Below are 16,394 nucleotides of genomic sequence, written 5' to 3'. Positions count from 1 at the left end.
AGCTGCAAAGAGCACGCGATGAAGCAAACCGTCTGGCATCACCTGAAACTTTGCCCGCAGGGCGATCCCCAACATACGCTGCCCGATGCCGCGATCGCCGTTGAAGACGGCACGATCGTGTGGCTCGGCGCGGCTTCCGCATTACCCGCCGAATACGCCGCATGGCCGCGCGAAGATCTGCACGGTGCGTGGGTGACGCCGGGTCTCGTCGATTGCCATACGCATCTCGTGTACGGCGGTCAGCGCGCGGACGAATTCGCGCAGCGCCTCGCGGGCGTCAGCTACGAAGAAATCGCGCGGCAGGGCGGCGGTATCGTCTCCACGGTGCGCGCCACGCGTGCCGCGGACGAAGCCTCGCTGTTCCGTCAGTCGGCCGCGCGGCTCGAACCCTTGCTCGCCGAAGGCGTGACCACCGTCGAGATCAAATCCGGCTACGGCCTCGACCTCGCCAGCGAGCGCAAGATGTTGCGCGCGGCGCGTCAATTGGGCGAGCGCTATCCCGTCACCGTGTACACGACGTTTCTCGGCGCGCATGCGTTGCCGCCCGAGTTCGCCGGCCGCGCCGACGCGTACATCGACGAAGTCTGCAATACCATGCTGCCCGCGCTCGCCGGCGAAGGTCTCGTCGACGCGGTCGACGTGTTCTGCGAGCGCATCGGTTTTTCGCTGGAACAAAGCGAGCGCGTCTTCGAAGCGGCAGAGCGCTACAAGCTGCCGGTGAAAATGCACGCCGAGCAGTTGTCGAACGGCGGCGGCACGGCACTCGCGGCGCGCCATCATGCGCTCTCCGCCGACCACCTCGAATTTCTCGACGAAGCCGGCGTTGTCGCGATGAAGGAAGCCGGCACGGTGGCCGTGCTGTTGCCGGGCGCGTACTACTTCATCCGCGAGACGCAGTTGCCGCCTTTGGAATTGCTGCGGCGCTATCAGGTGCCGATCGCGATTTCGACCGACAGCAACCCCGGCACGTCGCCCGCCACCTCGCTGCTGCTGATGATGAACATGGCCACCACGCTGTTCCGCATGACCGTGCCCGAAGTGCTACAAGGCGTGACGTCGCACGCGGCGCGCGCGCTCGGCAAGGCGGATCGGCACGGCTCGCTGGAAGCGGGACGCGCGGCCGATTTCGCGGTGTGGTCGGTCGATTCGTTGGCCGAGCTGGCTTACTGGATTGGACGTCCGCTGTGCGCGCGAGTCGTGCGCGCGGGCGAGACCGTTTATACGCGGCGTGAATTGAGCTAGGGCCTGAGATGACTGAACCGCACAAGCAATCGAATCAATCGCTGTTCGCCGAGCACGCATACCTGCCGGATGGCTGGCGCCGCAACGTGCTGCTGGAGTGGGACGCAAACGGCACGCTCACCGCCGTCACACCCGATACGTCGACGCCGCCCGCCGGCGTGCAGAAGGCTGCTGGTCCGGTACTGCCCGGCATGCCGAATCTTCATTCGCACGCGTTTCAGCGCGCGATGGCCGGGCTCACCGAATATCGCGCATCCGGCGCCGGCGCGACGGATAACTTCTGGAGCTGGCGCGATCTGATGTATCGCTTTGCCGCACGCATCACGCCGGAAGGCCTGGCGAGCGTCGCGCAATGGCTGTACATTGAAATGCTGAAGGCGGGCTATACGTCGGTGTGCGAGTTCCACTACGTGCATCACACGCCCACCGGCAGCCGGTACGCGAACCAGGCCGAACTCGCGCAACGCGTGGTGGATGCTGCGTCGGCGAGCGGCATCGGCATGACGATGCTGCCGGTGCTGTATCAGTACAGCGGCTTCGGTGCGCGCGCGCCGCGTGAGGATCAGCAGCGTTTCATCAACACGCCGGACAGTCTGCTCGATCTGCTCGGCACGTTGCGCGCGGCGCGCCCCGAAACTGCCGCGTTGCGTTATGGCGTGGCGCCGCATTCGCTGCGCGCCGTATCCGCGGATTCGTTACGTGCGTTACTCGGTGGAATCGAGGACACGGCGCCCGTTCATATTCATATCGCCGAGCAAACCGCTGAAGTCGATGCCTGCCTCGAAACCGAAGGCTCGCGTCCGGTGCAATGGCTGCTGGATCGTTTCGATGTCGACAGCCGCTGGTGCCTCGTGCACGCCACGCACGTCGATGCGAACGAAACGCTGGCGCTCGCGAAAAGCGGCGCGGTCGCCGGTTTGTGCCTGACTACTGAAGCCAATCTCGGCGACGGCATTTTTCCGGCGCAGGAGTATCTCGACGCGAACGGGCGCATCGGCGTGGGCTCGGATAGCCATATCGGCGTCGACTGGCGCGCGGAGCTGCGTTTGCTCGAATACGGCCAGCGTCTCACGCGCCGGCAGCGCAACGTACTGGCGTCGGCGCAAGCCACGCACGTCGCCGATCGTCTCTTCGACGCCTCGCTCGAAGGCGGCGCGCGCGCGACGGGCCGAGCGGTCGGCGCGCTGCAAGCCGGCCGCCGCGCCGATTGGCTGGTGCTCGACGCGGATCATTCGAGCATCGCCGAGCATGCGCCGAACGCGTGGCTCTCGGGCGTTGTATTCTGCGAGCATGGCGAAACGCCGATTCGTGACGTTTACGCGGGCGGCGACAAGGTCGTCGACAACCGCAGGCATCGCGATGAAGAGGGCGCGTACGCGCGCTATCGCGTGGCGCTGGCGGACCTGCTCAAATGAATGACGCGCCGACTTGCCGGCGCGCCTCGCATGAGTTGCTGAACCGATCCTTCGATCCTATCGATTCCGGACTGACATGACTGCTTCGAACACTCCGCCGGTTTTCTCACTGCATCGGGGAAGCCTGCCGTTCCTCATTTCGATTCCGCATCTGGGTACGCAAATCCCGGCCGACATCGCGGCGACGATGACACCCGTCGCGCAGCGCACCGACGATTGCGACTGGCATCTGGACCGTCTCTATGCGTTCGCGAAACGCATGGGCGCGTCGATTCTCGCGCCCACCTACGCGCGCTATGTGATCGACCTGAACCGTCCGCCCGACGGCGCGAATCTCTATCCGGGCCAGGACACGACCGGCCTGCTGCCCGTCGATACGTTCGACAAGGAGCCGTTGTACCTGGACGGCCATCTGCCGGACGAGGCGGAAGTCGCGCGCCGTCGCGAGGCTTACTGGAAGCCTTACCACGAGGCGCTGCAAGGCGAACTCGCGGCGCTGAAAGCGAAACACGGCAAGGTGCTGCTGTGGGAAGCGCATTCGATCCGATCGCATGTGCCGCGTTTTTTCGAGGGACGTCTGCCCGATTTCAACTTCGGCACCTCGAATGGCGCGAGCGCGGTGGCCGGATTGGCCGAAGATATGGCTGCTATTGTCGAGCGACACGACGGCGGCTATACGGCGGTTGCCAACGGCCGCTTCAAGGGCGGCTATATCACGCGCGAGTATGGCCAGCCGTCGCAAGGCGTGCATGCCTTGCAACTCGAACTCTCGCAGATCACGTATATGGAAGAGCGTATGCCATATGCGTATGACGAAACGCTGGCCGCGAAAGTCGAGCCTCTGCTGGAAGCGCTGGTCGTGAAGGCATTGGAGCGCGTCAAGACGGCGTGACGCCGCGCGTCATCTTCTCTTCTTTTCCGCGCGATTCACGGCGCCGCGCAAGTTGCTCGGCGCCGTGCGCGCGTCGGCCGACACCGCAAAGGTGTAACAGCATGTGTCCGTGATTGCATGCTGCCGTTTTCGCGCAGAACGTATATAGCGCGTTGAAGAAATCTGCCTGCTCCGCGCCGACTCGATGGCGAAAAAAAGCCCCGCCTGTAGCGGGGCTCTACGATGTGCCGTGCCGGTCAGAGCGTGGCACCGCCATTAATGGCAGCGTTTTTCCCAGTGATGATGAACGCGCACCTTGTGGCACTCGGGATGATGATGCTCATAAGCTTGTGCGGGAGCGATGGCGCTCAGGGCTGCAACGGCTGCGGCGATGGCGAGGACGATCTTCTTCATTACAAAATCCTTAAATCAGTGTTGGGGTACTAACGGTGCAGCACGGGGCGTGCCGTAACCGCCTGCAAGCATGCCACATCGCGAGGGCAGAGCGGAGGAACGCTGAACAAATGCAGATGTCAATTCACAACGACGATCGTCGCGAGCCGCCACCGGCAATGGATAGCGGGCAATGGTGCGCAATGGCGCAGTGGCGTGTAATTACGACATATCGCCGCTCACGCAATGGCATACCGGGATTGCGCGCCATGCGGTGATGCGTCTACCCTTTCAATACGATAACGCGCGAGTGGCGCGTGATCTCTACATCGGGCAAAAAGATGGAAGACCCAGCGATGGAAGATTCCGACGAATTGCTGCTCCCGGTCTGGCGAGCAAACCTGGTGCTGTTGACCCGCGAGGTCGGCGCGGCGACGCGACTCGCGCGCATGATGACCTTCTCCGCGAGCTATCTGAAACTGATGTTGTCCGGCCAGCGCGAATTCAGCGAGGAATTCGTGCGGGGCATCGAAGCGGTCACCGGCTTGCCGGGCGGCTGGATGAACGTGCCGCACACCGAGCACGACATTCCGCCCAACGCGCGTGAGGCGATCGACAACGAACAGCCGCTCGCGCGGTTTCGCGGTACGGCGCATCCGGTGCGAAAGAAGACGGTGCTGCGGCCGCCCGAGCCGATTTTCGGCCAGCCGGGGCCGGCCAAGCGTGTCGAGGAAGAAATCCTCGACGCGGAGGCGCATCGGCGTCAGGCGCACTTCCGCAAAGTCCGCGACGTGGCGATTCAGGACGTGCGGCGTTTCGAGCGGCATCTGACTCACGCGCCGGTGGAGCTGGCGACGATGCGTGCCAAGGTGGAAGACGTGATCGCCGCCGCCGATCTCGACGACCCGATCCAGGCGGACCTCGCGGGACGGCTGGAGCAGATCGAAAAGCATCGGCATCTGCTGCTCAGGCACGTGGAGCGATTGCAGGCTTTGCTCGGGCAACTCGGCGAAACGGAGTGATGCAGCGAGGCGCGAGCTGGCGCTCGCTTACGTGGGCTGAGAGGAGCTCCTGCGGCGAGCGTGAAACTCGGCCTCGAGCGTCCACGTCACGCCGTCCTGTGCAAGCGCCACGCCGGTCCAACGGAACGAATCCGGCGTGATGTCGGTGAAGTTCCATCGAATCGGCGTGCCGTCGGCGTGTGTGCCGATCTGCACGAGATGCTCGCCGATGCGGCGGCCCACCAACTCGTCACGCTGACCGGTCCGCGGATTGAGGTACGTGACCCGCCATGCCCGCAGCGCCGGGTCCCAGACACGCAAGGTCGTGCCGTACATCGCGTCGCCGGGCGTCGGCGCGTCGCGTTGTGCGGTGAGCGGCGGCATGATCCAGACGTCCTGCACGGCGCGGCCTTCCAGCACCCAGCTGAAATGAATTTCGCCGCGACGGCGCGCGCTGCCCAGGTCGACGCGGTAATGCACCACGTCCATGTCCCAACTGCCGATCAGCCAGCCGTAGAGGTCGTCGGCGGCGTCGATGTCCGCGGCGCGCGCGGGCGCGCTCAGGGCGGCGTGAAAGCCGCTGTCCAGGTTGTACTCCAGCCGGTTCATCGTGTGTGCTCCTTCGGTGCATAGCGGGATCGGCATCGGCGGAGCCAACGGAAACGCGCCGGCCGCCGATGTGCTAAAACCACGATACGGACTCAGCCGAGGTGCATCTTGGGGAAAATTGCCGTCACGCTGCAACAGGCGCTGGCCCGCCGCGAACAGGAAGGCGCGCGCGGCGGCACGTCGGCGCGCGCGCTCGCCGGGGGCGCAGGGTGGCGCGTCGAGGATGTGTTGTGCACCTTCGGCCCGCGCGACCAGCCGTTCGAAGAGCGGCACGACGGCGTGTGCATCGCGATGGTGGTGGCGGGCTCGTTCGCTTACCGCGCGGCGACCGGCCGCGAGTTGCTCACGCCCGGCGCGCTGCTGCTCGGCAACACGGGTGATTGCTTCGAGTGCGGGCATCGGCATGGCGCCGGCGACCGTTGCATCGCGTTTCACTATGCGCCGGCGTACTTCGAACGGCTTGCCGCGGATGCGGGGCTGGCGCGCGGCAATCTGCAATTCAAACGCGCGCGTTTGCCGTCGCTGCGTGCGTTGTCGCCGTTGATCGCGCGTGCATGTGTCGGTGCTGGTGGTGCAACTGGGGGTGAAGTTGGAGCCGATCCAGGTGCAGGTTCTGCTGTCGGCGCTGGAGCTAATGCCGGTGCTAGTGCTGGTGCTAGTGCTGGTGCCGGCGTAAGCGGCTCTGCCGCAACAGCATGGGACGAACTCGCCGTCGAACTGGCCGCCACGACGCTGCAAGCGGCCGGCGCCTTGACGCGTCCCGCTGCGCCCGCCAACGCCGCGGCGTGTTCGCGCGTCGCGCAGACCGTGCGGCTGATCGACGACACGCCCGGCGCGCCGCATTCGCTCGCGAGCCTCGCGGCCGCCGCGGGCTTGAGCGAGTTCTACTTTCTGCGCACGTTCCAGCGCGTGACCGGCGTGACGCCGCATCAATACCTGTTGCGGGCGCGCTTGCGCGCCGCGGCGCTGCGTCTTCAGGACGGCGGCGCGAAGGTCGTCGATATCGCGTTCGATTGCGGCTTCAACGATCTGTCGAATTTCAATCACGCGTTTCGCGCGGAGTTCGCTTCGAGTCCGCGAGCCTGGCGCGCGCAGGGCAGGGCGCGGCGCACATGACGCGCTGCGTGGCGTTTTTTCTCAGGCTGGCCTGCGGGTCGGCGCTGGGCGTTTGCCTCGCCGCCAGCGCGCTCGCGGACGACAGCGCGTCCGCCACATCCGGCGACGATCGCGCGCCTTCCACGATCGAGCGCGACGTCCATCTCTTCACGATCCAGAAAGACGGCTCCGTCGAGGAACACGACGACACTGTCCTGCGCGCCAACACCACGAGCGGCGTCGACGATATCGCGCAACGCTACGTGTGGTTCAACAAGGACATCGAGCAGGTGCAGTTGCTGGCCGCCGAGACGATCGACCTGGACGGCGTCGCGCATCCGGTCGGTCCCGAGGCGATTCGCGACGTGCAGGAGCCGCGCTCGGCAGGCGCGCCGAGTTTCGAAGACGGCGTGTTGCGCACGGTGATTTTCCCTGGCGTGGAGCCGGGCTCGCGCGTGCATCTGGCGTTTCGCAAGACGCGCACGAAGCCCTTGCAGGCGGGCACTTTCGCGTATCTCGTCGAACCGACGCGCGACCCCGTCGAACTGCAGCGCCTGATTTTCGATCTGCCCGCCGACGTGCCGCTCTACGCCGACGCGCGCGGCTACGTCGCCGTGCCGCCGGTCACGGCAAACGGCCGTACCCGCTACGAGTTCGACTATCAGCACGGGCCGTATGCGCCGCTCGAAGCGGGCGCGGTCGGCTACGCGAACTGGGGCGACCGCCTGATGGTGTCGACGGTGCCGGACTTTGCGAGTTTTGCCGCGCGCTATCGCGGGCCCGCAGCCGACGCAACGGCGAGCGATCCGGCGATTGTCCGCTTCGCGCAAGCGCTGACCGCCGGCACCGACGACCCGCGCGTGAAAGCGCAACGCCTATACGACTGGATGCGTATGAATATTCGCTACGTCGCCTTGTTTCTCGGCGAAACGGCGGCGATCCCGCACAAGGCGACCGACATCCTGCGCAATCGTTACGGCGACTGCAAGGACCACGTCGCGCTCTACGGCGCGATGCTGGCCGCGGTCGGCATCCGTAGCGAGGCGGTGCTGCTCAATCTCGGCCCGTACTACAGTTTGCCGGACGTGCCCGGCTACGGCACAAGCGCGATCAATCACGCGATTATCTGGATTCCTGAGTTGTCGTTGTATGCGGATACGACGGCGGGCGGCACGGCTTTCGGTTACCTGCCGCCGAGCGTGATGGACCGGCCGGTGCTGCTGGTCGGCGAGGGCGTGCTGTCGCGCACGCCGGCCACGCAGTTGCGCGAACGCAGCGCGCGCGTGCAGATCGACATCGGCGAAAGCGGGGCGGCGAATTACGCTTACCGCGCGGAGGACGCGGGATTTACCGCCGAGATCGAGCGCAACACGTTCCGGCGCGCGACGCGGCAACGTACGCAGCAGATCGCCGCGAACCGTCTTTTGCAGACGGGTTTGCACGGCACAACGCAATTGCGCACGGCAGACCTCAGCGCTACAAATGGACCGTTCTCCACCTCGATGCAGGGAAAAGTGGAGCATTTCGTGTGGACCGACGGCACCACGGCGATACCGGCCTTGACGAGCTTTTCCGGCGGCATAGGCTCGCAGGTGCAGGCGTGGCTCGCGGAGCCCGCAAGGACTCAGCCGTGGACGTGCATCGGCGGAGAGTTCGACGAGACCTTGGAAATGACGCTGCCGCGCTTCGTACGGGTGACGGATTTGCCGTCCGACACCGCGGTGCAAAACCGCTTTCTGACCTTTTCATCCAGCTACGTCTACGATCCGGCCGCGCGGGTCTTGCAGGTCAAGCGGCACCTGCGCGCCGCCTTTGGCCATCAGATGTGTTCAGCAAGTGAATTCGCCGAGCTGCACGACGATCTCGTGCGAATCGAGCGCGATCTCGAGGCCGAACTGGTGGTCAAGGTCGCCAATTCGAAGAACCCGTAGCGATTCCGCCGGCACGGGCGCAAGCATTAACACCCGTGCCGGGATCAGAAGTCGCCTAACTCCCGCTCTTGGTCACGATGGGCACCCACGCTCCATTCTTGACCTGATAGAGCGTCGACGCGCCGCTCTTCAACGCGCCGGTGTTGTCGAAGGAAATCTTGCCGGTCACGCCTTCGAAATCGATGGCCTTCAGCGCGGGCCGGTAGTCGTTCGGCGAGATGGACTTGGCCTTCTGCATCGCCTTGATCGCGGCCCATGCGCCGTCATAGCCGAACGGCGCATAGGACAGGATATCCACCCCGAAGCGCTTCTTGAACTTCGAGGAGAAATCCTTGCCGCCAGGCAGCTGCGCGAGTGGCCGTCCGTATTCCCAGGCCATCACGCCTTCCGCGGAATCGCCGGCGAGCTTGATGAAATCCTGATCCATCACGCCGCCGCCGCCCACCAGTTGCGCGTTCATGCCCAGCTGCTTCATGCGCTTGGCAAAGCCCGCGGCCTGCGTGTCCAATCCGCCGAAGAAGATCAGATCCGCATTGGTCGATTTGATCTTGGTGATCTGCGTGCTGAAGTCGACCGCCTTGTTGTCGGTGTACTCACGCGTCACGATGTTGCCGCCGTGCGCTTTCACCGCTTTCTCAAACTCGTCGGCCTCGCCCTGGCCGAATGCGGTCCGGTCGTCGATGATCGCGATGCGTTTGGCCTTGGTCACTTCCACGGCATACACGCCCGCGTTGCCGGCGTTCTGCGCGTCGGTGGAAATCACCATGAAGGTGTTCGCGAAGCCGCGTCCGGTGATGATCGGATTGGTGGCGGCCGGGTCGATCACCGGAATGCCGGCCTGCTCGTAGACCTGCGAAGCCGGAATTGTCGTGCCCGAGTTGAAGTGGCCCACCACGGCCGACACACCCGCGTCGACCAGTTTCTGCGCGGCCTGCACGCCGATGCGCGGGTCGGCCTGGTCGTCTTCGGAGACGATCTGGAATTGGGCCACCTTGTCGCCGATCTTGATCTTCTGCGCGTTGGCCTCTTCGAGTGCGAGCCGGACGCCGTTCTCCAGGTCCTTGCCGTAGCCGGCGTTGGCGCCGGTCAGCGGCGCGGCGAAGCCGACCTTCACCGGCAGATCGTCGGCGTAGCTGGCCGGCGGCACGATGGCGAAGATAGCGCCAACGAACAGGGCAAGCGGTTTCAGCGTGTAGCGAAGACTCATGGTCTCTCCTTCCATCGACAGTTTCAGGTTGTGAAAGCGGCAAGGCAGTAACGCTGGATCGACGCGCAAGCATGGACTTCATATGGCGCGCATCGAGAGACTACGGATGATCGGTCGCTTTGAACAATGCGGGAATGCGCGCACTTGTGCGCATTTGCGTTTAAGCGTCGGTCAATCTGGCGCGAATATAGAAAGCCAATTTGCCGTCGTCTTGGCAGTTCGAGGCACTTTGAATGAGCATTTCGGCATAGCCGGCGCAGCGCGTTCGCTGGCGGCGTGTCCGCGCCGGCGCGCGGGTGCGGATTGCGGCATATGCTTAAGAGACCGGCGCGAGCGCGCCGGCCGTGTGACTGTGGCAAAGCGGCGGGAGTGAATCCGCGCGCCATGCGCCGAGGTCAAGCCTCGTCGTGAGCTTAAAACCAGGCGCTCAATGCTCGCCTTGCTGGCGCAACAACTCTTCGCGCAGACGCAGCAGTGGCGCCTTGGTGTCGTCGTCGGCCCAGGTGTCGAGATCGTCGAGGGCGCGCTGGCAGCCGTCGAGCACCAGGTCGAGGTCCACCGGCACGCCGTTGTTCAGCGCGAACTCGATGGTCTCGGCGAACTGCTGGCACTCGTCCTCGCCGTACGAGATGTCGAGGTTGTCGGCGATCACTTCGGCGATATTGCTGCGCGCCTTGTCGTCCGGCGTCACCATGTCGACGATGCCGCGCGCCACGGCCGGCGAGTAGTACAGCGCGATGTCGAGCCACTGCGCGGGATCGAAGTCGGCCTGGTCGAACTGGCTCTCGAAGAACTCGATCGCTTCCTGTTCGTGCGCCTCGTCGGCATCGACGCTGATGCACAACTGTTCAAAAAATTCTTCCCGCTCGCTGCGGATATAACCGTCCATCGATGCCTCGTCTGCTGAATGCCGGATGCCTGAAAAATGCGGTGTGGGCTGGCAGGTGCCTCGTCCACGCGGCACGCATTATAGGACGGGCGGCTGACAGCGAGCATCTTGCATGGGACCGGAGTCTGCACGCACGCGCCGAACTCTGGTCGACAGCCGAGCGACGCGGCGCGAATCGGCTGGTCACGTGGCGCGCATTACGGATTGCTTGTGCTGCGCGAAACACGCCACCTACGCCGTATCCGCGACCCACGCATCGAACCACTCGCGCGGCTGCGCGATTTCATTCTGCGCGGCCACCAGTTCGAGCTCATAGCGGCCGGCCTGCCAGGTCGTCTTCACCACCGCGTTCACGGCGGCCAGCGTGTGCTCGAAGGCCGCGCGAATCGAATCGCCTAGCAACGTGCGCGCGACGAACACCGCGCTCGTCAGATCGCCGACCCCCACCGGTTGCCGCGCGAACGGATAGAGCGGGCGCTGCCCCATCCACGATTCGCGTTCGGTGACGACCAGCATGTTGAAGCGGTCGGCGGGACTGTTGCGATCGAGCAGATGTTTGACCAGCACCAGCTTCGGCCCGCGTGCGATGAGTTCGCGGCATGCCGTCACGGCTTCTTCCAGCGTCTCGATCTCGCGTCCCACGAGGCGCTGCAATTCGGTGTGGTTCGGCGCCATCGCGTCGGCCATCTCGGGCATGGTGCGCACGAGAAATTCCTGGATGCCCGGCTCGACCTTGCAGCCGCTCGCGGCGCCCATCACCGGATCGCAGAAGTACCAGGCGCGCGGATTGGCGGCCTTCACGGCCTTGACGATTTCCAGCACCGACTGCGCCTGTTCGGGCGTGCCCAGATAGCCGGACAGCACGGCGTCGCAGCGCGGCAGCATGCCGATGGCGCCGATGCCGTCGACCAGATCTTCCATTTGCGAGCCGTCGATCGCGCTGCCGGTCCAATGGCCGTACTGCGTGTGGTTCGAGAACTGCACGGTATTGAGCGGCCAGACGTTGACGCCGAGCCGACGCATCGGAAACACGGCCGCGCTATTGCCGGCGTGACCGAAGACGACATGTGACTGGATGCTCAGAACGTTTTTCGTCATGGTGTGGCCCGCGCAAACGGGTATGCGCGATCAATGAAAACGGGAAGGGTGCACCGCGGCGGCGATCCGGCTAGCACCCGGACGCCTCATGCGGCAGGACTGCTTCAGATGGTGCAGGAAATCGGCACACTCTGCATCGTCAGGAAACAATACATGAGTTTGCCTTGCGCGAGTCGATCGGTCCCCGCGTTGTTGCGCCGAACCATCAGACATGAGCATGGTGACGGACGGTTGCGAAGCCGCCCTTGGCACGTAAAAAGCGGCGTACCCGGGTTGCCCAACAGCCGTTCGAACTCAGGCCACCTCGCGATACAACGCCAGATAACGCTCCGCCGAGGCGCCCCAGCCGAAGTCCTGGCGCATCGCGCGCCGCTGGGTTGCCTTCCATTCGGTGCGGCGTTCATACAGCGCGAAGGCGCGGCGGATCGCGGCGCCAATGCCTTTCGGTTCGAATCGCTCGAACACGAAACCGGTGGCGAGATCGTCGGCGAGATTTTCGAGCGAGGCGTCCACCACCGTATCCGCGAGGCCGCCCACGCTATGCACGAGCGGCAGCGATCCATACGCCAGCGCATACAGTTGCGTCAGCCCGCACGGCTCGAAACGCGAGGGCACCGCAATCACGTCGCTGCCCGCGACAATCGTATGCGCGAGCGTTTCATCGAATCCCAGTTCCACCGCCACGGATTCGGGATGCGTATGCGCGACGCGTTTCAAACCGTTCTCCAGCGCCGGGTCGCCGGTGCCGAAGACGATCAGCTGCCCGCCGTGCTTGACGATTTCGGGCACCGCCTCGAGCAGCAGGTCGAGGCCCTTCTGCTCGGTCAGGCGGCTCACCACGCCGAACAGCAGCGCATCGCTTTTCTGCGCGAGGCCGAAGCGTTTTTGCAGCGCTTCCTTGCACGCCAGTTTGCCGGCGAGCCGCGTCATGCTGTAGTGGTTCTCGAGCAGCGTATCGGTGGCGGGACACCAGACCGTGTAGTCGACGCCGTTCAGGATGCCGCTCAGATCGTGCGAGCGATGCCGCAACAGACCGTCTAGCCCGCCGCCTTGGGCGAGCGTCTGGATTTCGCGCGCGTAGGTCGGGCTGACGGTGGTAATGCGGTCGCTGTAGTAGAGGCCCGCCTTGAGAAACGACAGTTGCCCGTAGAACTCGACGCCATGCACGCTGAAAAAATCGTCCGGCAGGCCGAGCTGACCGAACTGATGCGCGGGAAACACGCCTTGATACGCGAGGTTGTGCACCGTAAAGACGCTGCGCGCGAAGCGCTTGCCGTGCTGCCGTTCGGCCGCTTTCAGATAGGCCGGCGCGAGCCCCGCGTGCCAGTCGTGCGCGTGGATGATCTGCGGCGACCATGCCGGGTCCAGTTGCTGGGCGAGTTGCGCGGCGACCCAGCCGAGTAGCGCGAAACGCTGCGCGTTGTCGCCGTAGGGCACGTGCTCGTCGTTCAGATAGGGATTGCCGGGCCGGTCGTACAGTGTGGCCGCGCGGATCACATAGACGACCAGGCCGTTCGACGCCAGCGTGCCGCGCTCGAGCGTGACGCCCGGCGCGTCGAAGCGGCGGCCCAGTTGCGCGACCGGCGTCAGATCGGTCAGGCCGGCGACCACCGCCGGAAAGCCGGGCAACAGCACCCGCACATCGGCGCCGCGCTCGATCAGCGCGGGCGGCAACGCGCCCGCGACGTCGGCGAGACCGCCCGTTTTGAGGAGGGGATACAGCTCGCTTGCGACGTGCAGGGCGCGAATCGTCATTGGCTCCGTCTCTGTCCTGTTAGTGCGGGTTGGATGGCCGGCGGCAACCGGTCCGGTCTGCTACGTCTTCTGCTGCAACGCCTCCGGCGTGACCAGCACGACGCCGTCGTCGGTACGGTAGAAGCGCTCGGCGTCGCTCACCGGATCTTCGCCGATCACCGTGCCGTCCGGTATCGCGCAACCGCGGTCTATCACCACTTTCTGCAGCCGGCAACTCGCGCCGACGGTGACCTGCGGCAACAAGACTGCCTCATTGATGTTACAGAACGAACTCACCTTCACATTCGAGGACAGCACCGAGCGCGAAATCTGCGAGCCCGAGATCACGCAGCCGCCGCACACGATCAGATTATTGCCCGAGCCTTGCAGCCCCTTCAGGTCGCGCACGAACTTGGCGGGCGGCAACTGTTCCTGGTACGTCCAGATCGGCCAGTTGCGATCGTAGAGGTCGAGCGTCGGGATGGTGGAGGCGAGGTCGAGATTGGCGGCCCAATAGGCGTCGATCGTGCCGACGTCGCGCCAGTACGGCTCCACGTTCGGATCCGACGACACGCACGACATGCTGAACGGATGCGCGATCGCCGTGCCTTGCGTGACGACGCGCGGCAGGATGTCCTTGCCGAAGTCGTGATCGGTGTCGATGGTGGAGATGTTCTCTTCGAGCAGCGAATACAGGTAATCCGCGCTGAACACGTAGATGCCCATGCTGGCCAGCGCCGTATCCGGGCGGCCGGGAATGGCGGGCGGGTCGGCGGGCTTTTCCACGAAGCCGGTCACGCGGCGGTTCTCATCGACGTGCATCACGCCGAAGGCCACCGCCTCCATGCGCGGCACCTCGATACAGCCGACCGTGCAATCCGCGCCGCTCTCCGCGTGGTCGGCGATCATGCGCGTGTAGTCCATCTTATAGATGTGGTCGCCCGCCAGCACCACCACGTATTTCGGCCGGATCGAACGGATGATGTCGAGGTTCTGGAACACCGCGTCCGCGGTGCCGCGATACCAGTGCGCGCCTTCCACGCGCTGTTGCGCGGGCCACAAGTCGATGAATTCGCCCATCTCGCCGCGCAGGAAACTCCAGCCGCGCTGCAGATGGCGCAACAGCGAATGCGCCTTGTACTGCGTGACGACCGCGATGCGGCGGATGCCGGAGTTCAGACAGTTGGAGAGCGCGAAGTCGATGATCCGGTATTTGCCGCCGAAGTGCACGGCCGGCTTGACGCGTTTGTTGGTAAGCGGCCCGAGCCGCGTGCCCCGTCCGCCCGCAAGGACGATGGCGAGGGTAGTGCGTTGCAGATCGTTCAGCCGTGCCGGAGTGTCCATGTCTGTCTCCTGATTAGTATGCCCCGGATGGTTTGGTCGCTTGCTCTCCACTGATGAATCGTGCTGCGAGGCGGCTCCGTCTTCGCGGGTCGTCTGCTAGTTCTAGCACTGATTTGCCGCGGGCGAGTAGTCTGAATTGTGCGGATGCCGCGCGTGCGCCCACCTTGCGCACGATCACCCCTTGCATCGCGGCGATCCGTGCGCCACGACACATAGGGCGTGAGGTGAGCAGCCGCAATATGCGTGCCACGACCGCCATGCCGCTGTCAGCCGGCGCCGGCGGCAGCAGAGTCGGGCGGCGCGTCGTAGAATCGTGCGCTCCCGGCCGCGGGTTCGGGCGTTGGTTTCGCCGTGCGTTTGCCTCGCATGCCTGCCGTGTTTCCCCTTTAGAAAAAACTTCGATGAGTTTTCGCCACCTGTCCTTGCTCGCCACGTTGAGCGTTTGCGCGCTAGCCGCCACCTCCGCGTCCGCCGTTTTAGCGGCTTCCGCCGCCACACCCGCGACCGCCGCCGTGCCCGCGAGTGCCGCCGCGCGGAGCGAGGCGAGCGTGGCTAGTCCGGCCAGCCAGGCCGTTTCCGCCGCCACTAGCGCCGCCGGCGATACCGGTACGGCTTACGGTCCCGAGTTGCAGGGTTTCAATTATCCGGCGCCGGTCGACCAGTACGACTTCACCTCGCAAGGGGTGGCGCTGCATATGGCGTACATGGATATCAAGCCGGCGAAGGCGAACGGCCGCACAGCGGTGCTGCTGCACGGCAAGAACTTCTGTGCGGCGACGTGGGACGCGACCATTCATCGGCTGACCGACGCCGGTTATCGCGTGATCGCGCCGGACCAGATCGGCTTTTGCAAGTCGAGCAAGCCCGAGCACTATCAGTACAGTTTTCAACAGCTCGCGCGCAATACGCATGCGTTGCTGGAATCGCTCGGCGTGACCAATGCGACCATGATCGGCCATTCCACCGGCGGCATGCTGGCGATTCGCTACGCGCTGATGTATCCGCGCGAGACGCAGCAACTGGTGCTGGTCAACCCGATCGGTCTGGAGGACTGGAAGGCGAAGGGCGTGCCCTCGCTGTCCGTGGACCAGTGGTACGAGCGTGAGCTGAAGACGACCGCCGAGGGCATTCGCCGCTACGAGCAGACCAACTATTACGCGGGGCAGTGGCGCGCCAACTACGAACCGTGGGTGCAGATGCTGGCGGGTATGTATCGCGGTCCGGGCAAACAGATCGTCGCGTGGAATTCCGCGTTACTGGACGACATGATCTACACGCAGCCGGTGGTGTATGAACTGGGGCAAGTGAGCGTGCCGACGCTGTTGCTGATCGGCCAGAAAGACACCACGGCGATCGGCAAGGACGCCGCGCCTGCCGAAGTGCGCGCGAAAATCGGCCAATACCCGGAACTCGGCAAGGCCGCCGCGAAGGCGATCCCGCATGCGACGCTCGTCGAATTCGCCGATCTGGGGCATGCGCCGCAGATGCAGGATCCGCAGGCGTTTCATAAGGCGTTGCTGGACGGTCTCGCGGCGGTGCCGGCGAACCGGTGAGTCAGGACTCGC

The 16,394-nt window shown here is 64.8% G+C and carries 14 protein-coding genes; 7 read left to right on the top strand and 7 right to left on the bottom strand.

The window, feature by feature from the left end:
- Nucleotides 1-18: 18 nt before the first annotated feature.
- The 3 genes from hutI (at nt 19) to hutG (ending at nt 3,549) form a co-directional block, all read left to right on the top strand.
- Nucleotides 19-1,242 (top strand): imidazolonepropionase, encoded by a 1,224-nt coding sequence (hutI, locus tag P0D73_RS05800; RefSeq protein WP_408179315.1) that lies wholly within the window; start codon nt 19-21, stop codon nt 1,240-1,242.
- An 8-nt stretch (nt 1,243-1,250) separates the two neighbouring features.
- Nucleotides 1,251-2,657, top strand: coding sequence for a formimidoylglutamate deiminase (locus P0D73_RS05795; RefSeq protein ID WP_408179314.1), 1,407 nt, complete (start codon nt 1,251-1,253; stop codon nt 2,655-2,657).
- 76 nt (nt 2,658-2,733) lie between these two features.
- Nucleotides 2,734-3,549 carry an N-formylglutamate deformylase gene (gene hutG, locus P0D73_RS05790; protein ID WP_408179313.1) on the top strand — a complete coding sequence of 272 codons (816 nt, stop codon included), beginning with the start codon at nt 2,734-2,736 and terminating at the stop codon, nt 3,547-3,549.
- Between the two features lie 255 nt (nt 3,550-3,804).
- Here hutG and P0D73_RS05785 read toward each other — a convergent pair whose 3' ends face one another.
- Entirely contained in the window at nt 3,805-3,942 is a 138-nt protein-coding gene (locus P0D73_RS05785) for a hypothetical protein (RefSeq protein WP_165923849.1), read from the bottom strand.
- Nucleotides 3,943-4,277: 335 nt separating this feature from the next.
- Between P0D73_RS05785 and P0D73_RS05780 the strand changes: the two genes are divergently transcribed.
- Nucleotides 4,278-4,943, top strand: coding sequence for a hypothetical protein (locus P0D73_RS05780; RefSeq protein ID WP_132375071.1), 666 nt, complete (start codon nt 4,278-4,280; stop codon nt 4,941-4,943).
- Nucleotides 4,944-4,970: 27 nt separating this feature from the next.
- Here P0D73_RS05780 and P0D73_RS05775 read toward each other — a convergent pair whose 3' ends face one another.
- Nucleotides 4,971-5,531, bottom strand: coding sequence for a hypothetical protein (locus tag P0D73_RS05775; protein WP_408179312.1), 561 nt, complete (start codon nt 5,529-5,531; stop codon nt 4,971-4,973).
- 108 nt (nt 5,532-5,639) lie between these two features.
- Here P0D73_RS05775 and P0D73_RS05770 point away from each other — a divergent pair, with 108 nt between their 5' ends.
- Together P0D73_RS05770 and P0D73_RS05765 are read left to right on the top strand one after the other, a co-directional pair.
- Nucleotides 5,640-6,647, top strand: coding sequence for a helix-turn-helix domain-containing protein (locus tag P0D73_RS05770; protein ID WP_408179311.1), 1,008 nt, complete (start codon nt 5,640-5,642; stop codon nt 6,645-6,647).
- Nucleotides 6,644-8,557, top strand: a complete 1,914-nt coding sequence (locus tag P0D73_RS05765) for a DUF3857 domain-containing transglutaminase family protein (protein ID WP_408430228.1) — start codon at nt 6,644-6,646, stop codon at nt 8,555-8,557. The genes P0D73_RS05770 and P0D73_RS05765 overlap by 4 nt, the downstream gene beginning before the upstream one ends.
- A 55-nt stretch (nt 8,558-8,612) precedes the next feature.
- Here P0D73_RS05765 and P0D73_RS05760 read toward each other — a convergent pair whose 3' ends face one another.
- From P0D73_RS05760 to glgC, 5 genes are all read right to left on the bottom strand, one after another.
- On the bottom strand, nt 8,613-9,764 hold the full coding sequence (locus P0D73_RS05760; protein ID WP_408179308.1) for a branched-chain amino acid ABC transporter substrate-binding protein: 1,152 nt from the start codon (nt 9,762-9,764) through the stop codon (nt 8,613-8,615).
- A 427-nt stretch (nt 9,765-10,191) separates the two neighbouring features.
- Nucleotides 10,192-10,653: a hypothetical protein gene (locus P0D73_RS05755; RefSeq protein WP_132375066.1), complete on the bottom strand. Its 462-nt coding sequence runs from the start codon at nt 10,651-10,653 to the stop codon at nt 10,192-10,194.
- Nucleotides 10,654-10,884: 231 nt separating this feature from the next.
- Nucleotides 10,885-11,751 (bottom strand): pyridoxal kinase PdxY, encoded by an 867-nt coding sequence (pdxY, locus tag P0D73_RS05750; protein ID WP_132375065.1) that lies wholly within the window; start codon nt 11,749-11,751, stop codon nt 10,885-10,887.
- Between the two features lie 294 nt (nt 11,752-12,045).
- Nucleotides 12,046-13,506, bottom strand: coding sequence for a glycogen synthase GlgA (gene glgA, locus P0D73_RS05745; protein WP_408179307.1), 1,461 nt, complete (start codon nt 13,504-13,506; stop codon nt 12,046-12,048).
- 60 nt (nt 13,507-13,566) lie between these two features.
- A complete protein-coding gene (gene glgC / locus P0D73_RS05740; protein WP_408179306.1) occupies nt 13,567-14,829 on the bottom strand; it encodes a glucose-1-phosphate adenylyltransferase in 1,263 nt (420 codons plus the stop codon).
- Nucleotides 14,830-15,230: 401 nt separating this feature from the next.
- Between glgC and P0D73_RS05735 the strand changes: the two genes are divergently transcribed.
- Entirely contained in the window at nt 15,231-16,382 is a 1,152-nt protein-coding gene (locus P0D73_RS05735) for an alpha/beta fold hydrolase (protein ID WP_408430224.1), read from the top strand.
- The last annotated feature ends 12 nt before the right edge of the window (nt 16,383-16,394 follow it).

Source organism: Paraburkholderia sp. RL18-101-BIB-B, assembly GCF_046026985.1.
Classification (GTDB): domain Bacteria; phylum Pseudomonadota; class Gammaproteobacteria; order Burkholderiales; family Burkholderiaceae; genus Paraburkholderia.
The sequence above is the reverse complement of the archived record's forward strand: the minus strand, read 5'-3'. Positions and strand labels throughout refer to the sequence as shown.

Coding starts and splice junctions, on each gene's coding strand:
- hutI (WP_408179315.1), top strand. CDS start 19: ATGAAGCAAACCGTCTGGCATCACCTGAAACTTTGCCCGCAGGGCGAT.
- P0D73_RS05795 (WP_408179314.1), top strand. CDS start 1,251: ATGACTGAACCGCACAAGCAATCGAATCAATCGCTGTTCGCCGAGCAC.
- hutG (WP_408179313.1), top strand. CDS start 2,734: ATGACTGCTTCGAACACTCCGCCGGTTTTCTCACTGCATCGGGGAAGC.
- P0D73_RS05785 (WP_165923849.1), bottom strand. CDS start 3,942: ATGAAGAAGATCGTCCTCGCCATCGCCGCAGCCGTTGCAGCCCTGAGC.
- P0D73_RS05780 (WP_132375071.1), top strand. CDS start 4,278: ATGGAAGATTCCGACGAATTGCTGCTCCCGGTCTGGCGAGCAAACCTG.
- P0D73_RS05775 (WP_408179312.1), bottom strand. CDS start 5,531: ATGAACCGGCTGGAGTACAACCTGGACAGCGGCTTTCACGCCGCCCTG.
- P0D73_RS05765 (WP_408430228.1), top strand. CDS start 6,644: ATGACGCGCTGCGTGGCGTTTTTTCTCAGGCTGGCCTGCGGGTCGGCG.
- P0D73_RS05760 (WP_408179308.1), bottom strand. CDS start 9,764: ATGAGTCTTCGCTACACGCTGAAACCGCTTGCCCTGTTCGTTGGCGCT.
- P0D73_RS05755 (WP_132375066.1), bottom strand. CDS start 10,653: ATGGACGGTTATATCCGCAGCGAGCGGGAAGAATTTTTTGAACAGTTG.
- pdxY (WP_132375065.1), bottom strand. CDS start 11,751: ATGACGAAAAACGTTCTGAGCATCCAGTCACATGTCGTCTTCGGTCAC.
- glgA (WP_408179307.1), bottom strand. CDS start 13,506: ATGACGATTCGCGCCCTGCACGTCGCAAGCGAGCTGTATCCCCTCCTC.
- glgC (WP_408179306.1), bottom strand. CDS start 14,829: ATGGACACTCCGGCACGGCTGAACGATCTGCAACGCACTACCCTCGCC.
- P0D73_RS05735 (WP_408430224.1), top strand. CDS start 15,231: ATGAGTTTTCGCCACCTGTCCTTGCTCGCCACGTTGAGCGTTTGCGCG.